This window comes from Streptomyces venezuelae, from assembly GCF_008642355.1.
GTDB lineage: Bacteria > Actinomycetota > Actinomycetes > Streptomycetales > Streptomycetaceae > Streptomyces > Streptomyces venezuelae_B.
On the sequence record NZ_CP029193.1, the window covers coordinates 614323 to 630587 of the forward strand.

At 71.0% G+C, this 16265-nt stretch carries 15 protein-coding genes; 7 read left to right on the plus strand and 8 right to left on the minus strand.

Annotated features, from left to right (window positions below; all coding sequences use genetic code 11):
* Positions 1 to 12: 12 nt before the first annotated feature.
* Entirely contained in the window at positions 13 to 561 is a 549-nt protein-coding gene (locus DEJ47_RS02655) for an AAA family ATPase (RefSeq protein WP_150164531.1), read from the minus strand.
* A 391-nt stretch (positions 562 to 952) separates the two neighbouring features.
* Between DEJ47_RS02655 and DEJ47_RS02660 the strand changes: the two genes are divergently transcribed.
* The 7 genes from DEJ47_RS02660 (at position 953) to DEJ47_RS02685 (ending at position 7938) form a co-directional block, all read left to right on the plus strand.
* Entirely contained in the window at positions 953 to 1594 is a 642-nt protein-coding gene (locus DEJ47_RS02660) for a carbonic anhydrase (RefSeq protein ID WP_237527556.1), read from the plus strand.
* 53 nt (positions 1595 to 1647) lie between these two features.
* A complete protein-coding gene (locus DEJ47_RS02665; RefSeq protein WP_150164535.1) occupies positions 1648 to 3234 on the plus strand; it encodes a SulP family inorganic anion transporter in 1587 nt (528 codons plus the stop codon).
* A 136-nt stretch (positions 3235 to 3370) separates the two neighbouring features.
* Positions 3371 to 3529: a hypothetical protein gene (locus DEJ47_RS36225; protein ID WP_190415240.1), complete on the plus strand. Its 159-nt coding sequence runs from the start codon at positions 3371 to 3373 to the stop codon at positions 3527 to 3529.
* A 144-nt stretch (positions 3530 to 3673) separates the two neighbouring features.
* Positions 3674 to 4894: a hypothetical protein gene (locus tag DEJ47_RS02670; RefSeq protein WP_150164537.1), complete on the plus strand. Its 1221-nt coding sequence runs from the start codon at positions 3674 to 3676 to the stop codon at positions 4892 to 4894.
* 32 nt (positions 4895 to 4926) lie between these two features.
* Positions 4927 to 5439: a hypothetical protein gene (locus tag DEJ47_RS02675; RefSeq protein ID WP_150164539.1), complete on the plus strand. Its 513-nt coding sequence runs from the start codon at positions 4927 to 4929 to the stop codon at positions 5437 to 5439.
* Between the two features lie 158 nt (positions 5440 to 5597).
* Complete coding sequence (locus tag DEJ47_RS02680; RefSeq protein ID WP_150175391.1) at positions 5598 to 6974, plus strand: aminopeptidase P family protein; 1377 nt, start codon at positions 5598 to 5600, stop codon at positions 6972 to 6974.
* Positions 6975 to 7209: 235 nt separating this feature from the next.
* Positions 7210 to 7938 carry a hypothetical protein gene (locus DEJ47_RS02685; RefSeq protein WP_150164541.1) on the plus strand — a complete coding sequence of 243 codons (729 nt, stop codon included), beginning with the start codon at positions 7210 to 7212 and terminating at the stop codon, positions 7936 to 7938.
* A 25-nt stretch (positions 7939 to 7963) separates the two neighbouring features.
* Here the strand turns inward: DEJ47_RS02685 and DEJ47_RS02690 are convergent, their stop codons facing one another.
* The 7 genes from DEJ47_RS02690 to DEJ47_RS02720 form a co-directional block, all read right to left on the minus strand.
* Positions 7964 to 9625, minus strand: coding sequence for an FAD-dependent oxidoreductase (locus DEJ47_RS02690; RefSeq protein WP_150164543.1), 1662 nt, complete (start codon positions 9623 to 9625; stop codon positions 7964 to 7966).
* Between the two features lie 38 nt (positions 9626 to 9663).
* Complete coding sequence (locus DEJ47_RS02695; protein ID WP_150164545.1) at positions 9664 to 10578, minus strand: AurF N-oxygenase family protein; 915 nt, start codon at positions 10576 to 10578, stop codon at positions 9664 to 9666.
* Between the two features lie 186 nt (positions 10579 to 10764).
* Positions 10765 to 11961, minus strand: a complete 1197-nt coding sequence (locus DEJ47_RS02700; RefSeq protein ID WP_161235858.1) for an MFS transporter — start codon at positions 11959 to 11961, stop codon at positions 10765 to 10767.
* On the minus strand, positions 11939 to 12520 hold the full coding sequence (locus DEJ47_RS02705) for a GNAT family N-acetyltransferase (RefSeq protein WP_150164547.1): 582 nt from the start codon (positions 12518 to 12520) through the stop codon (positions 11939 to 11941). The genes DEJ47_RS02700 and DEJ47_RS02705 overlap by 23 nt, the downstream gene beginning before the upstream one ends.
* On the minus strand, positions 12517 to 13713 hold the full coding sequence (locus DEJ47_RS02710) for a type III PLP-dependent enzyme (RefSeq protein ID WP_223828205.1): 1197 nt from the start codon (positions 13711 to 13713) through the stop codon (positions 12517 to 12519). The genes DEJ47_RS02705 and DEJ47_RS02710 overlap by 4 nt, the downstream gene beginning before the upstream one ends.
* Positions 13710 to 15029 (minus strand): DUF6271 family protein, encoded by a 1320-nt coding sequence (locus DEJ47_RS02715; protein ID WP_150164551.1) that lies wholly within the window; start codon positions 15027 to 15029, stop codon positions 13710 to 13712. The genes DEJ47_RS02710 and DEJ47_RS02715 overlap by 4 nt, the downstream gene beginning before the upstream one ends.
* Positions 15011 to 16051, minus strand: coding sequence for a phytanoyl-CoA dioxygenase family protein (locus DEJ47_RS02720; protein ID WP_150164553.1), 1041 nt, complete (start codon positions 16049 to 16051; stop codon positions 15011 to 15013). Before DEJ47_RS02720 ends, DEJ47_RS02715 begins: the two co-directional genes overlap by 19 nt.
* Positions 16052 to 16265: the final 214 nt, after the last annotated feature.

Sequence of the window (16265 nt, forward strand, 5' to 3'; positions counted from 1 at the left end):
GGGCCGTCCCTATCAGGTGGCCAGGATGGCGTCGACCGTCTCGTCCAGTGTCAGTCCGGAGCTGTCGAACCACTCGCCCTCGCCGCGGAGTTCGGCGCGCAGCGCGTCGTCCAGGAACGACCAGTCGTCGGCGAGGACCTTGTCGCGCGCGGTGAGCCGCCGCGACACGACGTCGATGGAGGGGGCCAGCACGATCAGGCGCAGCGGCAGGTCCTTGAGGTGTTCCCGGTAGAACTCCAGGTGTGCGCGGCGGACGACCACGTCGTCGATGACCGGTACGACTCCGGCGGCGTGGAAGCTGCGGGCGAGGACCGCCGCGTTGCGTGCGCGCAGGAGGAGTTGGCGGTCCGCTTCGAGGTCCTCCTCGGGGCTGGGGAGGTGACCGCCCGAGACGATCAGGTCCTGGAGGTGGTCGCCCTCGATGTGCGCGCCGAGGGGGAACCTGCGGGCGAGGCCGTCCGAGACGGAGCTCTTTCCCGACCCCGGAATGCCGACGACGAGGAACACGTGCGGGGCGGGTTCCGTGTCGACGATCTGCCCCTGGAACGAGGTGTCCGGCATGTTTCCCACTCCCCACGTTCACGACCTGTGCGACCGCGTCAGCCTATGCGCCGGGGGCTCAGGGTTCACCCTGTATTCGGTGCGACTGCAACGCGGCGCGAACAGAAGTACTTCACATCGCCTCCACACTCCCCCTCTCGATCTTTACCCAACGGTTGATTGATGTACCAATTCCCAGCTCAGGGGCGGTAATTACTCATTTTTTGGCAGGATTTTGCTCTGTCATCTGTCGGTAATGCGATGGCAAAGTGTTGGTCACGACGGCCGCCCAGGCTGTTCTCAGGGCGGCTGGCGCCCACCGTCACGGCGGGCCAGTGCTGCCCCGCCGTCACCCTCGACCCGACCACACCGCGTCCCAGCCCCGCTTGAGCGACGCAGGAGGCAGGCCACCTTGAAGTCCCTGATCGACAACGCCCGTTCGTTCGCCGCGACGCACGTGGCGGACCCCCACAACGAAGCGGCCTTCCGTGCTCTCGAAGCCGGACAGTCACCCGAAGCCCTGTTCGTCACCTGTTCCGACTCGCGCGTCGTCCCGGCCCTGATCACCGGAGCACGACCGGGCGAGCTCTTCGAACTCCGCACGGCGGGCAACGTCGTACCGCCGTACCCCGCGGCCGGCATCGACGGCCGCGCCGATGGCCCCATGAGCGAGGCCGCCACCATCGAGTACGCGGTGTGCGTGCTCGGCGTCCGCGACATCGTCGTCTGCGGACACTCCCACTGCGGTGCCGTCGGCGCGCTGGTGCGGCGCGAGGATCTGTCGGCGGTACCGGCCGTACGTGACTGGCTGGAGCACTCCGTCGGCCCCGACGCCGCCCTTCGCTCCCTGGCCGCGACCTCGCCCGACGTGGCGGAGGCCGTCCAGACCCACGTGCTGGCGCAGGTGGAGCGGCTGCACACGTACCCCTGTGTGCGCGAGCGCGTCGCCGACAACTCCCTGACACTGCACGCCTGGTACTACGAAGTGCACACGGGCACCGTCAGCGCCCACCGGCCGTCGGACACCGGCCGGGCGTCGTTCAGTCCGCTGTGAGCACCGCCGTTCCTTTCTGACCGGCCCGCTCCCACGACAGGACCCCCACCCTCATGTCCTCCCTTTCCCCTTCTTCCTCCCCCTGGCGTTCGCCCTACCGCGCTCTGCGCGAACCGGGCGTGCTGCGACGGGACATCCTCGCCTCACTCGTCGTCTTCCTCGTCGCCCTGCCGCTGTGCGTCGGCGTGGCGGTCGCCTCCGGCGTTCCGGCCGAACTCGGTTTGGTCACCGGCATCGTCGGCGGCCTGGTCGTCGGCTGTCTGCCGGGCAGCGCACTGCAGGTGAGCGGCCCGGCCGCCGGTCTCACCGTGCTCGTCTTCGAAGCCGTGCGCGAGTTCGGACTGAGCATGCTCGGCGCGATCGTGCTGCTCACCGGCGCGCTCCAGATCGCCCTCGGCCTGCTCCGCTGTGGCCGGTGGTTCCGCGCGATATCGGTCTCCGTCGTCCAGGGCATGCTGGCCGGCATCGGCCTCGTACTGATCTTCGGCCAGCTCTACACCATGGCCGGGGCGAAGCAGCCGCTGTCCGGCATGGACAAGATCACCGGCGTGCCGGGGCTCCTCGCCGACACGGTCGGGGACACCACGGCGCTGACCGCGGCGGCCGTCGGACTCGGCACGATCGCCGTCCTCGTGCTGTGGCCGAAGCTGCCCTCCGCGGCGCGTGTGGTGCCCGCCCCGCTGGCCGCCGTGGCCCTCGCCACGGCCGTGACCGCCGGGTTCGGCCTCGACGTGGCGAACGTGTCGGTGCGCGGCATGGTCGACGCCATCCAGCCGCCCGGCTTCGGCGACCTCGCGGACCTGGGCAGCGTCGCGGTGCTCGGCACCGTCCTCGCGTTCACCCTGATCGCCTCGGCGGAGTCGCTGTTCAGCGCGGCAGCGGTGGACCGCATGCACGACGGTCCCCGCACGCACTACGACAAGGAGCTCGTCGCCCAGGGTGTCGGCAACACGGTGTGCGGTGTGCTCGGCGCCCTGCCGATGACCGCGGTGATCGTGCGCAGCTCCGCCAATGTCAACGCCGGGGCCCGCACACCGCTCTCCCGGATCCTGCACGGCGCGTGGCTGCTGCTGTTCGCGGTGCTCCTGCCGGCCGCGCTCGGCATCATCCCTCTCGCCGCGCTCGCCGGCGTCCTGGTGCACGCGGGCTGCAAGCTGATCCCCGTCAAGGAGATCGTCCCGCTCGCCCGCACCCACCGCGGCGAGGCCGTCGTCCTCGCCGTCACGGCGATCGCCATCGTGGTGACCAACATGTTCGAGGGCGTCATCCTCGGCCTGGTCCTCGCGGTGGCCAAGTCCGCCTGGGACACCTCCCATGTCCACGTCGACGTACGGGAGTTGACCGACGGGCGCATGGTGGTGACCCTCACCGGCAACGCCACGTTCCTGCGGCTCCCGCGCATCCTGGAGACCCTGGAGGCCATGCCGCAGGACCGCCCCATCGAGCTGGACCTGACGGCCGTGCGCCATCTGGACCACGCCTGCCGCACGACACTGGAGAACTGGGCGCTGCGGCACAACGACAGCGGCACGGAAGCCGTACGGATGAAGATGCTTCCGACTGTCGAGGTCAAGAGCAAGAGCGAGACCGGGGACGACGCCAGGAGCGAGACCAGGGCCACGGCCAAGGCCGAGGCCTGACGAGGCTCCTTCCGTCCTCCGCCGCTCGCACTCTCCCCTCTGCTCCGGGGGCCGGACCCAGCACATCGAGGCCCGGTCCCCGGTGTCCCACCCAACCCTCGGCACGGCGTGCCGATCAGCCATGGAGGTTTTCACCGTGCAACAACTCATCAAGCGCATGACGCAGGAGTCCGTCTGGCAGAAGTGGGTCGCGGTCAACTCGGCCCAGGGCACGGGCTCCAAGGAGGGCTGCATCAGCGCGACGCCGAAGAGCGGCTGCATCAGCGCCACCGGCAAGACCGGCTGCATCTCCTAGCAGCGCCGCCGACGCGGCGGGCGGTGGCGGTGACGGCGGCGACACGAGCCGCGGTCACCGCCCCGCCCCGCCCCGCCATCCACCCGTACGCCCCGCCCGCACGCCCCCGTGCCCACTTCCACCCCGCCCAGCACCGGAGCCCCTTTGAACCGCCTGCCGAGCGCCGACGTCCTGGACAAGGTCCGGGACATCCCCCTGTACCGCGCGTCCGTCGAGCGCGGCGACTTCCCCGTCCTGGAGAAGCCGGAGATCGCCCGGGACTTCCCCGCCAACTGGATGACCCCCGAACTGGAACGGGCGCTGGAGACGGGCGACGCCGAGTTCGTGCTGTCCACCGGGACCAATCACGCCCGCATGCAGCTCATCCGGCCGCCCTACTTCCTGCTCCGCTCCTACTACCGCCTGTGGAGCGAGCACCCCGAACTCGGCCCCCTCTGGCACGGAGGGGCCCGGCGCGTCTCGCTGACCACCGTCCTCGCCACCGAGCACGTCGCCCGTGTCAACGCCCGCAAACCCGGCGCGACGCCCGGTGAACGCTGGCTGGACGACCGGACGCTGTACCTCAACCGGGAACTGGATCCGAGCGGTTGGGGCCGCGCCGAGGTGGAGCGGATGCTCTCCGAGATCCGCGAGGTGAGCGCCGCGCATCCCACGGGCGCGTACCTCCTCGACTGCTCGAGCTACCATCTCGCGCACCTGGCCGGGAAGGTCACCGAGTGGGACCTGTGGGACCGCTTCCCGCGGCCCGCCGGGATCATCCACGCCTACGAGTACACGCCGCTGAACGTACGCGCGTACCTGCGCACCCACTTCGACTGCCCCATCGTCGACCTCTTCGGCAGCACGGAACTGGGCTACCTCTTCTACAGCGAGGGCGAAGGGCGCTACCGCCCCTACCTCCACGACATGAGCGTGGAACTGATCCCGGTCGAGCCGGGCAGCGGCATCCACAGCCTCATCGTCACCAGCGTCCGCAACCCGTACATGCCGCTGGTCCGCTACCGCTCCGGCGACTGCGTCCGCACCTCCGACGGCAGCACCGACCCGGAGCGGATCGTCTCCTTCTGCGGCCGTGAGAAGGAACTGCTCGCCACGCCCGAAGGTCCGGTCGCCCAGGCCGACCTCGACGCCCGGGTCTCCGCGGGCTCGCCCCGCGTCTTCCTGCACCAGTTGCACCTCGACGGCGAGGACCGATGCGCCCTGTGGTGCACGACGTTCGACGGGCAACCGCTCGAAGCCGGGGAGGCCGCCGAACTCGCGGCGGCTGTAGGGGCTTTGACCGGACGCGCCTGTCACGTGGAGCACCGCGCCCACGTGCCGATCGGGCGCTCCGGCAAGTACGCCTGGCTTGCCGCGCCCCAGTGACCGCCGCCTCGACCCACCGGACCGGAGCCCTCATGCACACTTCTGTCTCGCATGCCCCCACCGCCGAGGAACTGCTCGGCGCCGACCTGCACGGCGAGGTCGTACGGCACTTCGCGGCGAAGCCCGACGCCCCGGACCTCGCGTACATCACCCACCAGGTCCGCGAGTGCCTCCGCTACCTCTACCTGGTCTCCCGCCACCCCGACCGCCTCGCCGGCCTCTTCCTCCCCGTCGAGCAGGACATCGACGAGATCTGGCACTACCTGATCCTGCAGACGCGGGAGTACCGGGAACTGTGCGAACAGCGGCTTCCCGGCGGCCACTTCATCCACCACCGGAGCGTGTCGTACGACACCTACCAGCAGGAGCCGGGGCGCGAGACGGCGGCGGAGGAGGCGCTGCGCTGGATCCCCCTCTACACGGCGGCGTTCGGCCCGTACGACGAGGACGCACTGCCGCACTGGACGGTCGTGCGGTTCCTGCACGAGGTGCTCGAGCTGTCCCTGACGGAGATCGCGGCGCTGGCGGACGGCTCTGAGGGCTGAGCCGCGGCCACCAACTTGGCCGCACCGCAACGGATTTGACGACGCACGACGGATTGCCCATGGACCGCGCCATAGTAATGTGACATTTTACTGACCGGCTTCCGCACCCCCGTCCGTCCGTGCGTCGTCCTCAGGGAGTCCTCGTGACCGCATCCGGCATGCCGCAAACCGTCTCCCCGCTCCACACCGGCAGCCACGACCTGCCCGCCTCCGCCGAGCTCTCCCGCTTCATGACGGAGTCCTGGGCACCGTCCGCCCCGCCCGAGTCCGCACGGGTCCCCGCGCACGCCGTCACCCCGGCCCGTCGGGCGCGGCTCTCGGACCGCTTCCCCGGCGAGCGGCTCCTCGTGCCCGCGGGCGAGCTCACCGTCCGGTCGAACGACTGCGACCACCGCTTCCGGCCGCACAGCGCGTACGCCTGGCTGACCGGGCTCACCGGTGAGGACCAGGCCGGCGCCGTACTGGTCATGGAACCCTCGGGACCGCACGCGCACGAAGCGGTGCTGTATCTGCGGCCGCGCTCCCCGCGCGTCGACGGCGACGAGGAGTTCTACCGGGACCGGCGCCACGGCGAGTTCTGGGTGGGCCGCCGCCCCGACCTCGCCGAGGCGGAACGGCTCACCGGCATCCGCTGCGCCCACCTGGACGCGCTGGGGACACCGACAGGCCGCAACGCCGCCACCGACCCCGAACTGGCTTCCGCCCTCTCCGAGTTGCGGCTCGTCAAGGACGCCTGGGAGATCGAGCAGCTGCAGCTGGCCGTCGACCACACCACCGCGGGGTTCGAGGACGTGGTCCGAGCGCTGCCGCGCGCGCTCGCGCATCCGCGCGGGGAACGGTGGATCGAGGGGGTCTTCGGCCTGCGTGCCCGCGCCGAGGGCAACGGCACCGGCTACGAGACCATCGCGGCCTCCGGAGCCCACGCCTGCGTGCTCCACTGGATCCGCAACGACGGGCGTCTGCACCGCGACGACCTCCTGCTCCTGGACGCGGGCGTGGAGACCGACAGCCTCTACACCGCGGACATCACCCGCACCCTGCCGCTCTCCGGCCGCTTCTCCCCCGTCCAGCGCCAGGTGTACGAGCTGGTGCTCGCCGCCCAGGAAGCGGGCATCGCGGCGCTGCGTCCCGGTGCGCGCTTCCGTGACTTCCACCGCGCGGCGATGGGGGTCATCTCGGAGGGGCTCGTCGAGTGGGGTGTGCTGAAGGGCGCGCGGGGCGACCTGCACCGCCGCTACACCCTGTGCGGCAGCGGCCACATGCTCGGGCTCGACGTGCACGACTGCGCCACGGCGCGCGCCGAGACCTACCTGGACGGCGTCCTGGAGGAAGGCCAGGTCCTCACCGTGGAGCCGGGCCTCTACCTCCAGCCCGACGACAAGACGCTCCCCGCCGAGCTGCGCGGCATCGGCGTCCGGATCGAGGACGACCTGGTCGTCACGGCGGAAGGTGCGCGCCTGATGTCGGGAGCGCTGCCGCGCACGGTCGCGGGCATCGAGGAGTGGATGGGCGCGCTGCTCGACACCCGCTCCTGAGCCGCTCCTGGCCGCGCGTTTCCCTTCCGCCCGGTCCATGGGGTACAGTCGATCATGTGCTCGACGCCGGAACGACGGCGCAGGGCCCGCGCGTTGGTGGTCCAAGGAAAGGCGCCCCACTTCCTGTGGGGAGATGCAGGTGCAAGGCCTGCCCAGCGCTCAAGGAGAGAAGGCCCCGGCCTCCGTCACGGAGACCGGGGCCTTCTCGCGCAGGCGAGACTGGGACACTGGGACCATGTTCGTCGACCGTCTTCTTCCCCCGCACTTCTACGGGCGTCTCCGCGTCGAGCGCGACGACCTGTCCCCCACCCGCTGGCTGGCACAACGCCCTGGGGACGCGGACGGGTTCGGGACGGTCGCCGCCGTGTGCGCCCCCGGGTTCGAGGCGTACGCGCGCATCCTGCACCCCGCGCGGCTCGGCACCGCACCGGTGCGGTGGGACCGGGCCGCCGCCGCGTACGGCGCGACGGTCGGTGCGGCGACGCGCTGGCACGAACTGATCGGCGCCGAGGACCGTCTGCTCTACCGCAACGACGACACCCCGGCCGTCCCCGGCGTCTGGGACGAACACCCGCACGAAGGGCCGACGTCGGGCGATGTGGCCCGAACCCTGATCCCCGTCCTGGCCCGGCACACCGGGACGCCCGACCGGTGTTGGTACGGACTCTGGGCCGGTTATGGACACGTGGAATGGGACGGCGTGCCCGTCTTCGACACGCCGGGCCGCGAGGAGATCCTGCTCTCCGGCCCCCTCGACGACGCCGACTCGCCCGCACCCGGCTGGGTCGACGGAGTGCCCGAACTCCCCGACCTGTGGTGGCCCGAGGACCGCGCCTGGTGTGTGGGCGGCGACGTCGGCCTCGTCAGCACCTACGTCGGAGGCTCGGCGCAGTGCGTCGCCGACATCCTCGCGACCCCGGGCCTGGAGGCGTTCGAGGTCGACGCGACGTCCGCGGTGGACTGAACCCGCGAAGGTCGCGGGCCACCGGTCAGCGCAGCAGGCCCGCGCGGCCCGACCGTGCCGTGGAGACGAGTTCGGCGATCGTGGCGATCTTGACGCGCGGGCGGCCCGCGCTCGCGCCCCGGGTCACCTCGGCGCGTTCGATGGCTGCCAGGCCGCGCGCGTCGACCACGTGGCGGTTGCGGCGGCGCGCCAGCCGGTGGAAGGCCTTCGTCGGGTGGAGCGGGGCGGGCAGCGCGCCCGCGACCGCGTCGGCGAGAAGCGTGGCGACCGTTTCGGCGGCGCAGGTGCGGTTGGCGCCGATGCCACCGCTCGGGCCGCGTTTGATCCAGCCCACCACATAGGTGCCGGGCCGTCCCTCGACCCGGCCGCCCTCGTGGGGCACGGTGCCGCCGGTCTCGTCGAAGGGCAGTCCCGGGACGGGCGTGCCGCGGTAGCCGATGGCGCGCAGAAGGAGGCCCGCCGGGATCGACTCCTCCCCCGCGGCCGTCGTCACGCGCACCGCGTCGACCCGTTCCGTGCCGAGGACTTCGGCGGGTTCGCAGTGGAACCGCAGCACGATGCGACGGCCGGGTTCCGGCTGCCGCTCCCAGTCCGGGCGCGCGCGGGTGACGCCCCGCAGGACCGCTGCCTTGTCCTTCGTACCCGCCGTGTCGATGGCGTCCGCGACGCGCGGGTCGTGGTCGTCGACGACCAGGTCCACGCCCGGCAGGTGCTTGAGGGCGAGGAGTTCGGACGTGGTGTACGCGGCGTCCCCGGGGCCGCGCCGGGCGAGCAGGACGACTTCGCGGACCTTGCTGCCGCGCAGGGCGCGCAGGGCGTGGTCGGCGATGTCGGTGCGGGCGAGTGTGTCGGGGTCGGCGAGCAGGATGCGGGCGACGTCCAGGGCCACGTTGCCGTTGCCGACGACGACGGCGCGCTCCGCCGACAGGTCGATGCCGTCCGGCTTCGCGTCCGGGTGGGCGTTGTACCAGGCGACGAACGCGGTCGCGGAGATGCTGCCGGGCAGTTCCTCGCCAGGGATCGACAGGCGTCGGTCGGCCGAGGCGCCCACGGCGTAGACGACCGCGTCGTGGTGGGCCGCGATCTCCTCCGGGGTGACGTCGGTGCCGACGTCGAGGCCGAGGTGCATCCGGACCCGCGGGTGCGTGTGGAAGCGGGCGAAGGTCTCGCCGACCTTCTTGGTCGCGGGGTGGTCGGGCGCGACGCCGTAGCGCACGAGTCCACCGGCGACGGGGAGCCGGTCGATGAGGGTGACCTCGGCGCTGGTGTGGAGCAGCAGATCCTGCACGGCGTACATTCCGGCGGGGCCCGTGCCGACGACGGCGACCTTCGGCGGCGCGAAGTCCGCGGGCAGGACGCGGGGGAAGGTCGGCTCGCCCCAGGCATGGAAGTTGGGTCCGTCCGGGTCGGGCTCGGGTGCGTCGTCCGCCGACGCGTCCTCGTAGTAGGCCGCGTTGATGGCGGCGTACTCCTTCTGCGCGAGCGGCAGGGTGTCCACCGGGAAGATCGCGTCGACGGGGCACGCGTCGGCGCAGGCGCCGCAGGAGATGCACGTCTTCGGGTCGATGTGCAGCATCTCCGTGCTGCCGAACGCCCGCTCCTGTGGCGTGGGGTGGATGCAGTTGACCGGGCACACGGCGACGCAGGTGGCGTCGTTGCAGCAGGTCTGGGTGATGGCGTAGGTCATGTTCGTCGGCTCGCTCGGCTCAGGTGGGTCGGGTCGGCTCAGATGAGGTGGGCGCGCTTGTAGAAGACCAGGGCCGGCTTGGTGAGCAGGCCGCACGAGGCGAGGAACTCCATGAGGCCCGAACAGCTCGACCGCATCATGGACTTGTGGTGCTCGTTGGCCTTGGCCTCGGCGACCGCGCGCTCCTCGTCGAGTCCGGCGTTCGCGTACACCTTGCGGTTCACCATGCTGGTGACGATGACGTACGACGCGATGGCGATGACGAGCGAGTTGATCTCGCGGCGCACCCGGCCGGCGCCCGCGAGCTGCTTGCGCGTCTGGTCGCGGGCGAACTTCATGTGCCGCGACTCCTCGACGACATGGATGTTGTTGATGGTGCGGACGAACGGCACGACACGCTCGTCCCGCATCCAGTCGCGCTGCATCACGTCGAGGACTTCCTCGGCGACGAGGATCGCCGCGTACGCGGCCTCGCCGAAGGCGACGGACTTGAAGACCCTGCCGAGTTCGGTCGCCCAGCGGCGCGGCCGGTAGGCGGGGGCGCCGAGCTTCTCGGCGCCGCGGGCGAACATGATGGAGTGGCGGCACTCCTCGGCGATCTCGGTGAGCGCCCACTGCACCTCGGTGCTGGTCGGGTCCTTGGCGTAGACGTCGCGCAGCACCATCTGCTGCAGGATCATCTCGAACCAGATGCCCGTGCTGGCCACCGAGGCGGCCTCCTGCCGGGTCAGCTCCTTGCGCTGCTCCTCGGTCATCTCCTGCCAGTAGGCGGTGCCGTAGAGCGTGCTCCACTCCGGGCTGGCGCCGTGGCAGTCGCGGTCGAGGGGGGTGTCCCAGTCGACTTCGACGGCCGGGTCGTACGCCAGCACCGCGGCCGAGTCCAACAGCCGCCGGGCGACATCGCCCTCCGGGGAACTGCCCTGTGTGCTCGGCCGAACACTGCTGCTTGCCATGCTGCGGCTCCTTGGCTCGGTGACGCGTCGGCTCCGACGGCGTCAAGGCAGCGGGCACGGCGCCTCGTCACACAGCGGGCCGCGACCCCCTTGTTAGACAGAACGTATAACAAGGGGGTCGGGTACGCCTACCCTCGAGTAAGAAAGGAATTGGACAGAGCCGGTGGAGCCGTAAAGCCGTGCTGGTCAGCCGGTCGTGGCAGGCCAGCGGATCCGCGTGCTGCACGCCGAGACGACCAGCGCGGAGGCGGCGACGGCTGCCAGTCCCCACACCAGGCTGCTGGCGTGGGCGATGAAGCCGATGAGCGGCGGCCCGGCCAGCAGACCCGTCGTCCCCATCGCCGCCACCAGGGTCAGCGAGTCCGAGCCCTGTCCGGCCGCGGCCACGTAGACGCACGGCGTGACGGCCGCGATGCCGAGCCCGACACAGGCGAAGCCGAGCAGCGCGGGCACCAGACCCCCGCTCAGCAGGGCGAGTGCCAGACCGGCCCCGGCCAGCACGCTCCCGGTCAGGACGACACGCCCGTCGCCCCAGCGGCTGCGCCACCCGTCGGCGAAGAGGCGGGCGACGACCATCATTCCGGAGACGACGGCGATGCCCAGGGGCGCCAGCTCCGCGGACGCCTCGGCGACGTCCTCCAGATAGAGCGCCGACCAGTCGTTCATGGCGCCCTCGGTGACGGTGCCGAAGGCCATGGCGACGCACATCCACAGCGTCATCCTGGACGGCACCGTCCACTTGGACTTCTTCTTCCCGGCCGACGCGTCCGGCGCCGCGTCCGACTCCCCCGCCGCGCCGTCGACCGCCCGCTCCTCCGTCAGCAGACCCGTGCGGGCACACACCACCAGCAGGAGCAGGAACAGCGCGGCCGCCCCGAAGTGCGCGGCGACCGCCGAGGTCACCGCGTTCATGCCGGACGCCAGCAGCGCGGCGAGCAGTGAACCGCCGCTGAACGTCGCGTGCAGGCGGGCCATGGCGTTGCGCTCGTACCGCTTCTCCAGCTCGGCACCCTGCGCGTTCATGGCCACGTTGAGACAGCCCACGAGGACACCGTCGACGCACATGACGAGCAGCGCCACGGGATAGTTGGGCGCCCCGGCCAGCGCCAGGAGCAACAGCGCCAGACAGAGCGCCGACAGGAGCGCGAGGCGCTGCGAGCCGAGGCGGCGCATCAGGACGGCGACGAGCGGGAACGACACGGCCGCGCCGATGCCCGCGGCCATCAGGAGCACGCCGACCTCGGCCGCCGACAGGCCGAGGTCCTCCTTGATGGCCGGAATGCGCGACGCCCAGGTCGCGTACTGGAAGCCGAGCGAGCAGAACAGTGCCGCGATCGCCAGCTGGCTCCGATGGAAAGGATCACGCACGCGGAGCACCCGCATCAGCCCACTTCTCCGGTTCTTGCGCCGGTACGGTCACCGGTCGTGTGGTTCTCGTCGTCGAGGGACCCGTCGTTCTCGACATGTAGACGGCCGTCGGGCCGTAGCCGGCCGGGGGCGGGCCCGGGTGTGCGGCGAAGCCGCGGCCCGACCAGAACGTCTCGCTGCCGCCGACGGCGACGAGGGAGATCTGCTCGTACGCGTGCGCGCGGGCCGTCGCCATGAGGTGGCGCAGGAGGTGCCGGGCGAGCCCCCGATGCCGCAGGTGTTCCGCGACGACGATGTCGTGCAGGTGCAGGTTGCGCGACGCGGGCGACGGCCCGCGTTCGGGCCCGTTCAGCTCCGGGTACGCGGACTCCGGGTACGGCAGGGCGAGCAGATAGCCCGCGAGCTGCTCTCCGAGGTCCAGTGCGAAGCACGTCCCGGGTGACGCGTCGGCCCGGGACTCCAGCGCCTCCCGCCCCTCGGAGAGGCCGAGGGGCGCGTAGGCGCGGGACTCCAGTTCCACGATGCCGGGCCAGTCGGCGTCGGCGATGCGGCGGATGCGTACGGCCTCGGTCATGCCGCCTCGCCGTCGATCCAGGTGTACGGGAGCGGGCTGAAGCCGTTGAAGCCCTGCGTCATGTAGCTGGTCGCGTACGCGCCGCAGGACATCACCCAGACCGGGTCGCCCGAGACGAGCGTCTTGGGCACCGGCACGAGGCCGTCCTCGTGCGAGTAGGCGTCGTCGCTGTCGCAGGTGGGCCCCGCGACCACGGCGGGGACGGACTCGGCGTCGCGGTGCGAGGGGAAGACGAGCCGGTACTGCAGCTGGTCCATCTCGTAGAGTCCGTTGAATTTGCCGCAGCTCAGGTACAGCCAGTACTGACGCTCGCCGTCCGGCCCGCGGCGCGCGGAGAGCCGGGAGACGTGGGCGCGGATGGCGCCGTGGTCGGCGATGAGGTAGCGGCCCGGCTCGATGACGAAGCCCAGGTCGTGTCCGGGCAGCGCGCTCAGGCGGGCCATGCCCTCGCGGATGACGGTGAAGATCTTGTCCATCGGCGGTTCGAGGGGCGTGCCGTGCTTGTCGCGGTAACCGAGCGCGGGCAGGCCGCCGCCGAGGTTGACGTGGTCGAGGGCGATGCCGCGGCCCGCGAGCGCGGTCAGTACGTCGGCGATGCGGTCGAACGCGCCGTTCCAGGCGTCGGCGGTCATCTGCTGCGACCCGACGTGCACGGAGAGACCCGCGGGGGTGAGTCCCAGGTCGCGTGCCGTCCCCAGGATCGTGAGGGCGTCCTCGGGCGAGCAGCCGTACTTGTTGCTGAGTCCCCAGAGCGCGCCCTCGCCGGTGGTGGCGAGGCGGCAGAACACCCGGCTGCCCGGCGCGTGTTCGGCGACGGCCCGCACGTCCTCCAGGCTGTCGGTCGCGAAGTCCCTGATGCCGAGCCGGAACGCGTCGGCGATGTTGCGGTCGGACTTGACGGTGTTGCCGTAGTGCACGCGCCCGATGGGCACGCCCGCCCGCAGCGCCTGTTCCACCTCGATGGGGCTCGCCGCGTCGACGCCGGAGCCGTGCCGGGCGAGGAGGGCGAGGACCTCGTCGACGGGGCAGGCCTTCATGGCGAAGCGGACGGCGACTCCGGGGAGTTCGCGCAGCAGCGTGTCGTACCCCTCCTCGATGCCGAGGAGGTCGAAGACGATCTGGTCCTCGGCGGCGGCCGCGAGGGCCGCGCGGAGCGAGGCGCTGTCGGGCTCGTACGTCGTCGTGGCGTTCACGCGGAGCTTCCCGTCGCCGGGAGCGGGCCGGTGTCCTGGGCCGCGCGCATCAACGGCTGCCATGCCTCGGTCAGCAGGGCGAAGTCCTCGATGTCGCCGCGTGCCTCGTCGAGGAGGCGTTCGCGGTGTGCGGCCAGGTGGTCGGCGACATCGGCGTACCGGCCGCCGAGCGTGCGGTGGGCGGCGTCGAGACGGTCGAGGCGCCGGACGTTCTCCGCCTGGTCGAGTGCGGTGCTCTGCCGGGCGAACTCGGCGATGACGGAGGGGCGCACGTGGCCCTGCTCGTCGAGCAGGCCCTCGCCGGCCGCAGCCATGCGGTCGTAGATGTGGTTGAAGTAGAGCATCGACAGGAGGAACTTCGCGTAGCGGGTCTGGTACGCGAGGAAACCGGCGTCGGTCCTGCGTTCCCCGGTGTAGTAGTTGACGATGTTCCTGTTGTGCAGGACGCCGGGCAGGGCGGCGTCGTGGACCAGGTGGATGAGGAAGTAGTCACTGCCGATGGTGTCGGTCGCGGGCGGCAGCGGCACGCGCTCGTGCACGTCGTGGAAGCTGATGTTGCACATGTCGACGCGCATCGGGTCCACGAGGCCGAGGAGTGCGTGGTCGCGCTCGAACGGGTCGGTGCCCGCGCCCCGGAAGGACTCCTCGACCAGCGCCCGCTTCTCGGCGTCGGACCAGTGCTCGGGCGCCCAGAGGCTGACCACGTCGTAGTAGACGTCCGGGTCGATGCGCTGGATCTCGCCGATGTCGACGGAGAGTTCCCCGACGAAGGAGCTGCCCACCATCGCCACGCGCCGGTCGGCGAGGCGCGGGTCGAGAGCGCTCTCCGAAACGCCGTGCGCGGCCTCCCGCGCGGGCTTGCCGAGCGACATCAGTTCGTGGTGCACCGGGAAGACGGGCTCGCCGTCGACGCTCTGGTAGCGGCTGTCGGAGTCCCTGCGGTGGACGGACTCGCAGCCGAGCGCACGGGCGATCAGGAAGGCGCGGTTGGTGCAGGCTCCGTAGGAGAGGCGGTCCGGCAGCATCAGGTCGAGCATCAGCTCGGGCTTGGCGACCTGCGCCCGGTCGATCACGGCGCGCAGGAAGTCGCGCTGGGCCGCCTCGTCGAGGTGGTGCACGACGACGTGCGGCACGTCGGGCAGTGCGGCGACGGCCCGGGTGTGCTCGGCGAACGTGGCGGTGTCGGAGGAGTCCAGGATCAGCAGGTGCGCCTCGATGCCGAAGTGCGCGGCCGCGTACGCGGCTTCCGCACCGATCGCCGCGATGGTCTCGGGGCAGGAGCGGTTGGTGGGGAGGGTCAGGCAGATGCGTCGCATGCGGCTTCCCCGTTCCAGGACTTGAGGCCAAGCAGCTTGGCGCCCAGGTCGTTGAGGGCGGCGGTGCCGTAGCGCAGCGATTCGTGCTTGTGGGCGTCGCCGAGCAGCGTGGCGTTCCACTCGGGGGTGCTCAGGTTGGACCAGGAGTCGATGCGGGAGCGGCGCAGCTCCTCGTGGGACTCCAGGGCGGGCATCATCGAGAGGTACTGGACCGCGCGGACGCCGTCCTTCGAGGTGTTGGGGGCGACGCCGTGGGCCAGCAGGCCGTTCCAGATGAGCAGGTCGCCGGCTTCCAGCTCGGGGCGGACGACGGGCATCTCGTCGCGGTCGATCGCGGGGCGGATGGGGTCGCGGTCGTCGGGCTGGAGGGCCTTCCACCGGTCGAACTGCCGGAACAGTTCGGGGCAGCACTGGAAGCCGCCGTGGTCCTCTTGGGTGTCGTCGAGGGCGATGATGCCCTGCACACGCTGGGGCAGCACGCCGAGGGTGGTGTCGACGTCCCAGTGAAGGTTGATGTCGAAGCCGCGCTCGGTGGGTGCGATCAGCGAGCGGGAGCGGTTCCTGATGTTGGGCGGGTTGAGGTTGAGGCGGTCCAGGGTGACCCAGAGCTCCTCGCAGTCCCATACGTCGACGAAGGCGTCGTAGACCCGCTGCGTCTGGCGGCTGTCCCAGATCAGCTGGTGGTGATAGGCCTCGACGAAGCCGTAGACGTGCAGCTCGCGGTCGAGGTCGGAGCGCCACTCGCGGTCCTCGTACCAGGTCTCGGGGCGGCCGCGGTCCAGGCCCTGGAACTCCCAGGCGAAGTCGAGGAGGTCCTTGGCGGCCTCGCGGGAGATCGCCTGCTTCACGACTATGTAGCCGTACGTCTGCCAGTGCGCGAAGTCCTCCTCGGAGAGGACGCGCAGGGGCCGGGTCTTCTCGAGGTCGCGCAGCTGCGTCTGGGCCAGGTACGTGTCGGCGTCCGAGCTGAAGTACGGGACATCGGAGGGGGCTCGATGGAGGTAGCGGTCACTCGCTGCCATGTGGTGCTCCAAGGATCGGTTCTCATCTCCGGCGGCAGATCTCCACGCCGGATCACCAAAATGGACTAGACCAACTCTCCGTGTCAACAATTGAATTGGGCGCCTTGAGGGATAAAAAGGCGACATTTACCCCCAGTTCACTCGCCCGCCATATGTGGATTCGGCAAAGATCCCGCAGCTCAACTCGGGCCTACCGGCGGGTAGTTGGTCCGGA

What these genes read in the sequence shown, in the direction of transcription:
- DEJ47_RS02655 (WP_150164531.1), bottom strand. Translation starts at nt 561, where the DNA reads ATGCCGGACACCTCGTTCCAGGGGCAGATCGTCGACACGGAACCCGCC.
- DEJ47_RS02665 (WP_150164535.1), top strand. Translation starts at nt 1,648, where the DNA reads ATGTCCTCCCTTTCCCCTTCTTCCTCCCCCTGGCGTTCGCCCTACCGC.
- DEJ47_RS02675 (WP_150164539.1), top strand. Translation starts at nt 4,927, where the DNA reads ATGCACACTTCTGTCTCGCATGCCCCCACCGCCGAGGAACTGCTCGGC.
- DEJ47_RS02680 (WP_150175391.1), top strand. Translation starts at nt 5,598, where the DNA reads ATGCCGCAAACCGTCTCCCCGCTCCACACCGGCAGCCACGACCTGCCC.
- DEJ47_RS02685 (WP_150164541.1), top strand. Translation starts at nt 7,210, where the DNA reads ATGTTCGTCGACCGTCTTCTTCCCCCGCACTTCTACGGGCGTCTCCGC.
- DEJ47_RS02690 (WP_150164543.1), bottom strand. Translation starts at nt 9,625, where the DNA reads ATGACCTACGCCATCACCCAGACCTGCTGCAACGACGCCACCTGCGTC.
- DEJ47_RS02695 (WP_150164545.1), bottom strand. Translation starts at nt 10,578, where the DNA reads ATGGCAAGCAGCAGTGTTCGGCCGAGCACACAGGGCAGTTCCCCGGAG.
- DEJ47_RS02700 (WP_161235858.1), bottom strand. Translation starts at nt 11,961, where the DNA reads ATGCGGGTGCTCCGCGTGCGTGATCCTTTCCATCGGAGCCAGCTGGCG.
- DEJ47_RS02705 (WP_150164547.1), bottom strand. Translation starts at nt 12,520, where the DNA reads ATGACCGAGGCCGTACGCATCCGCCGCATCGCCGACGCCGACTGGCCC.
- DEJ47_RS02715 (WP_150164551.1), bottom strand. Translation starts at nt 15,029, where the DNA reads ATGCGACGCATCTGCCTGACCCTCCCCACCAACCGCTCCTGCCCCGAG.
- DEJ47_RS02720 (WP_150164553.1), bottom strand. Translation starts at nt 16,051, where the DNA reads ATGGCAGCGAGTGACCGCTACCTCCATCGAGCCCCCTCCGATGTCCCG.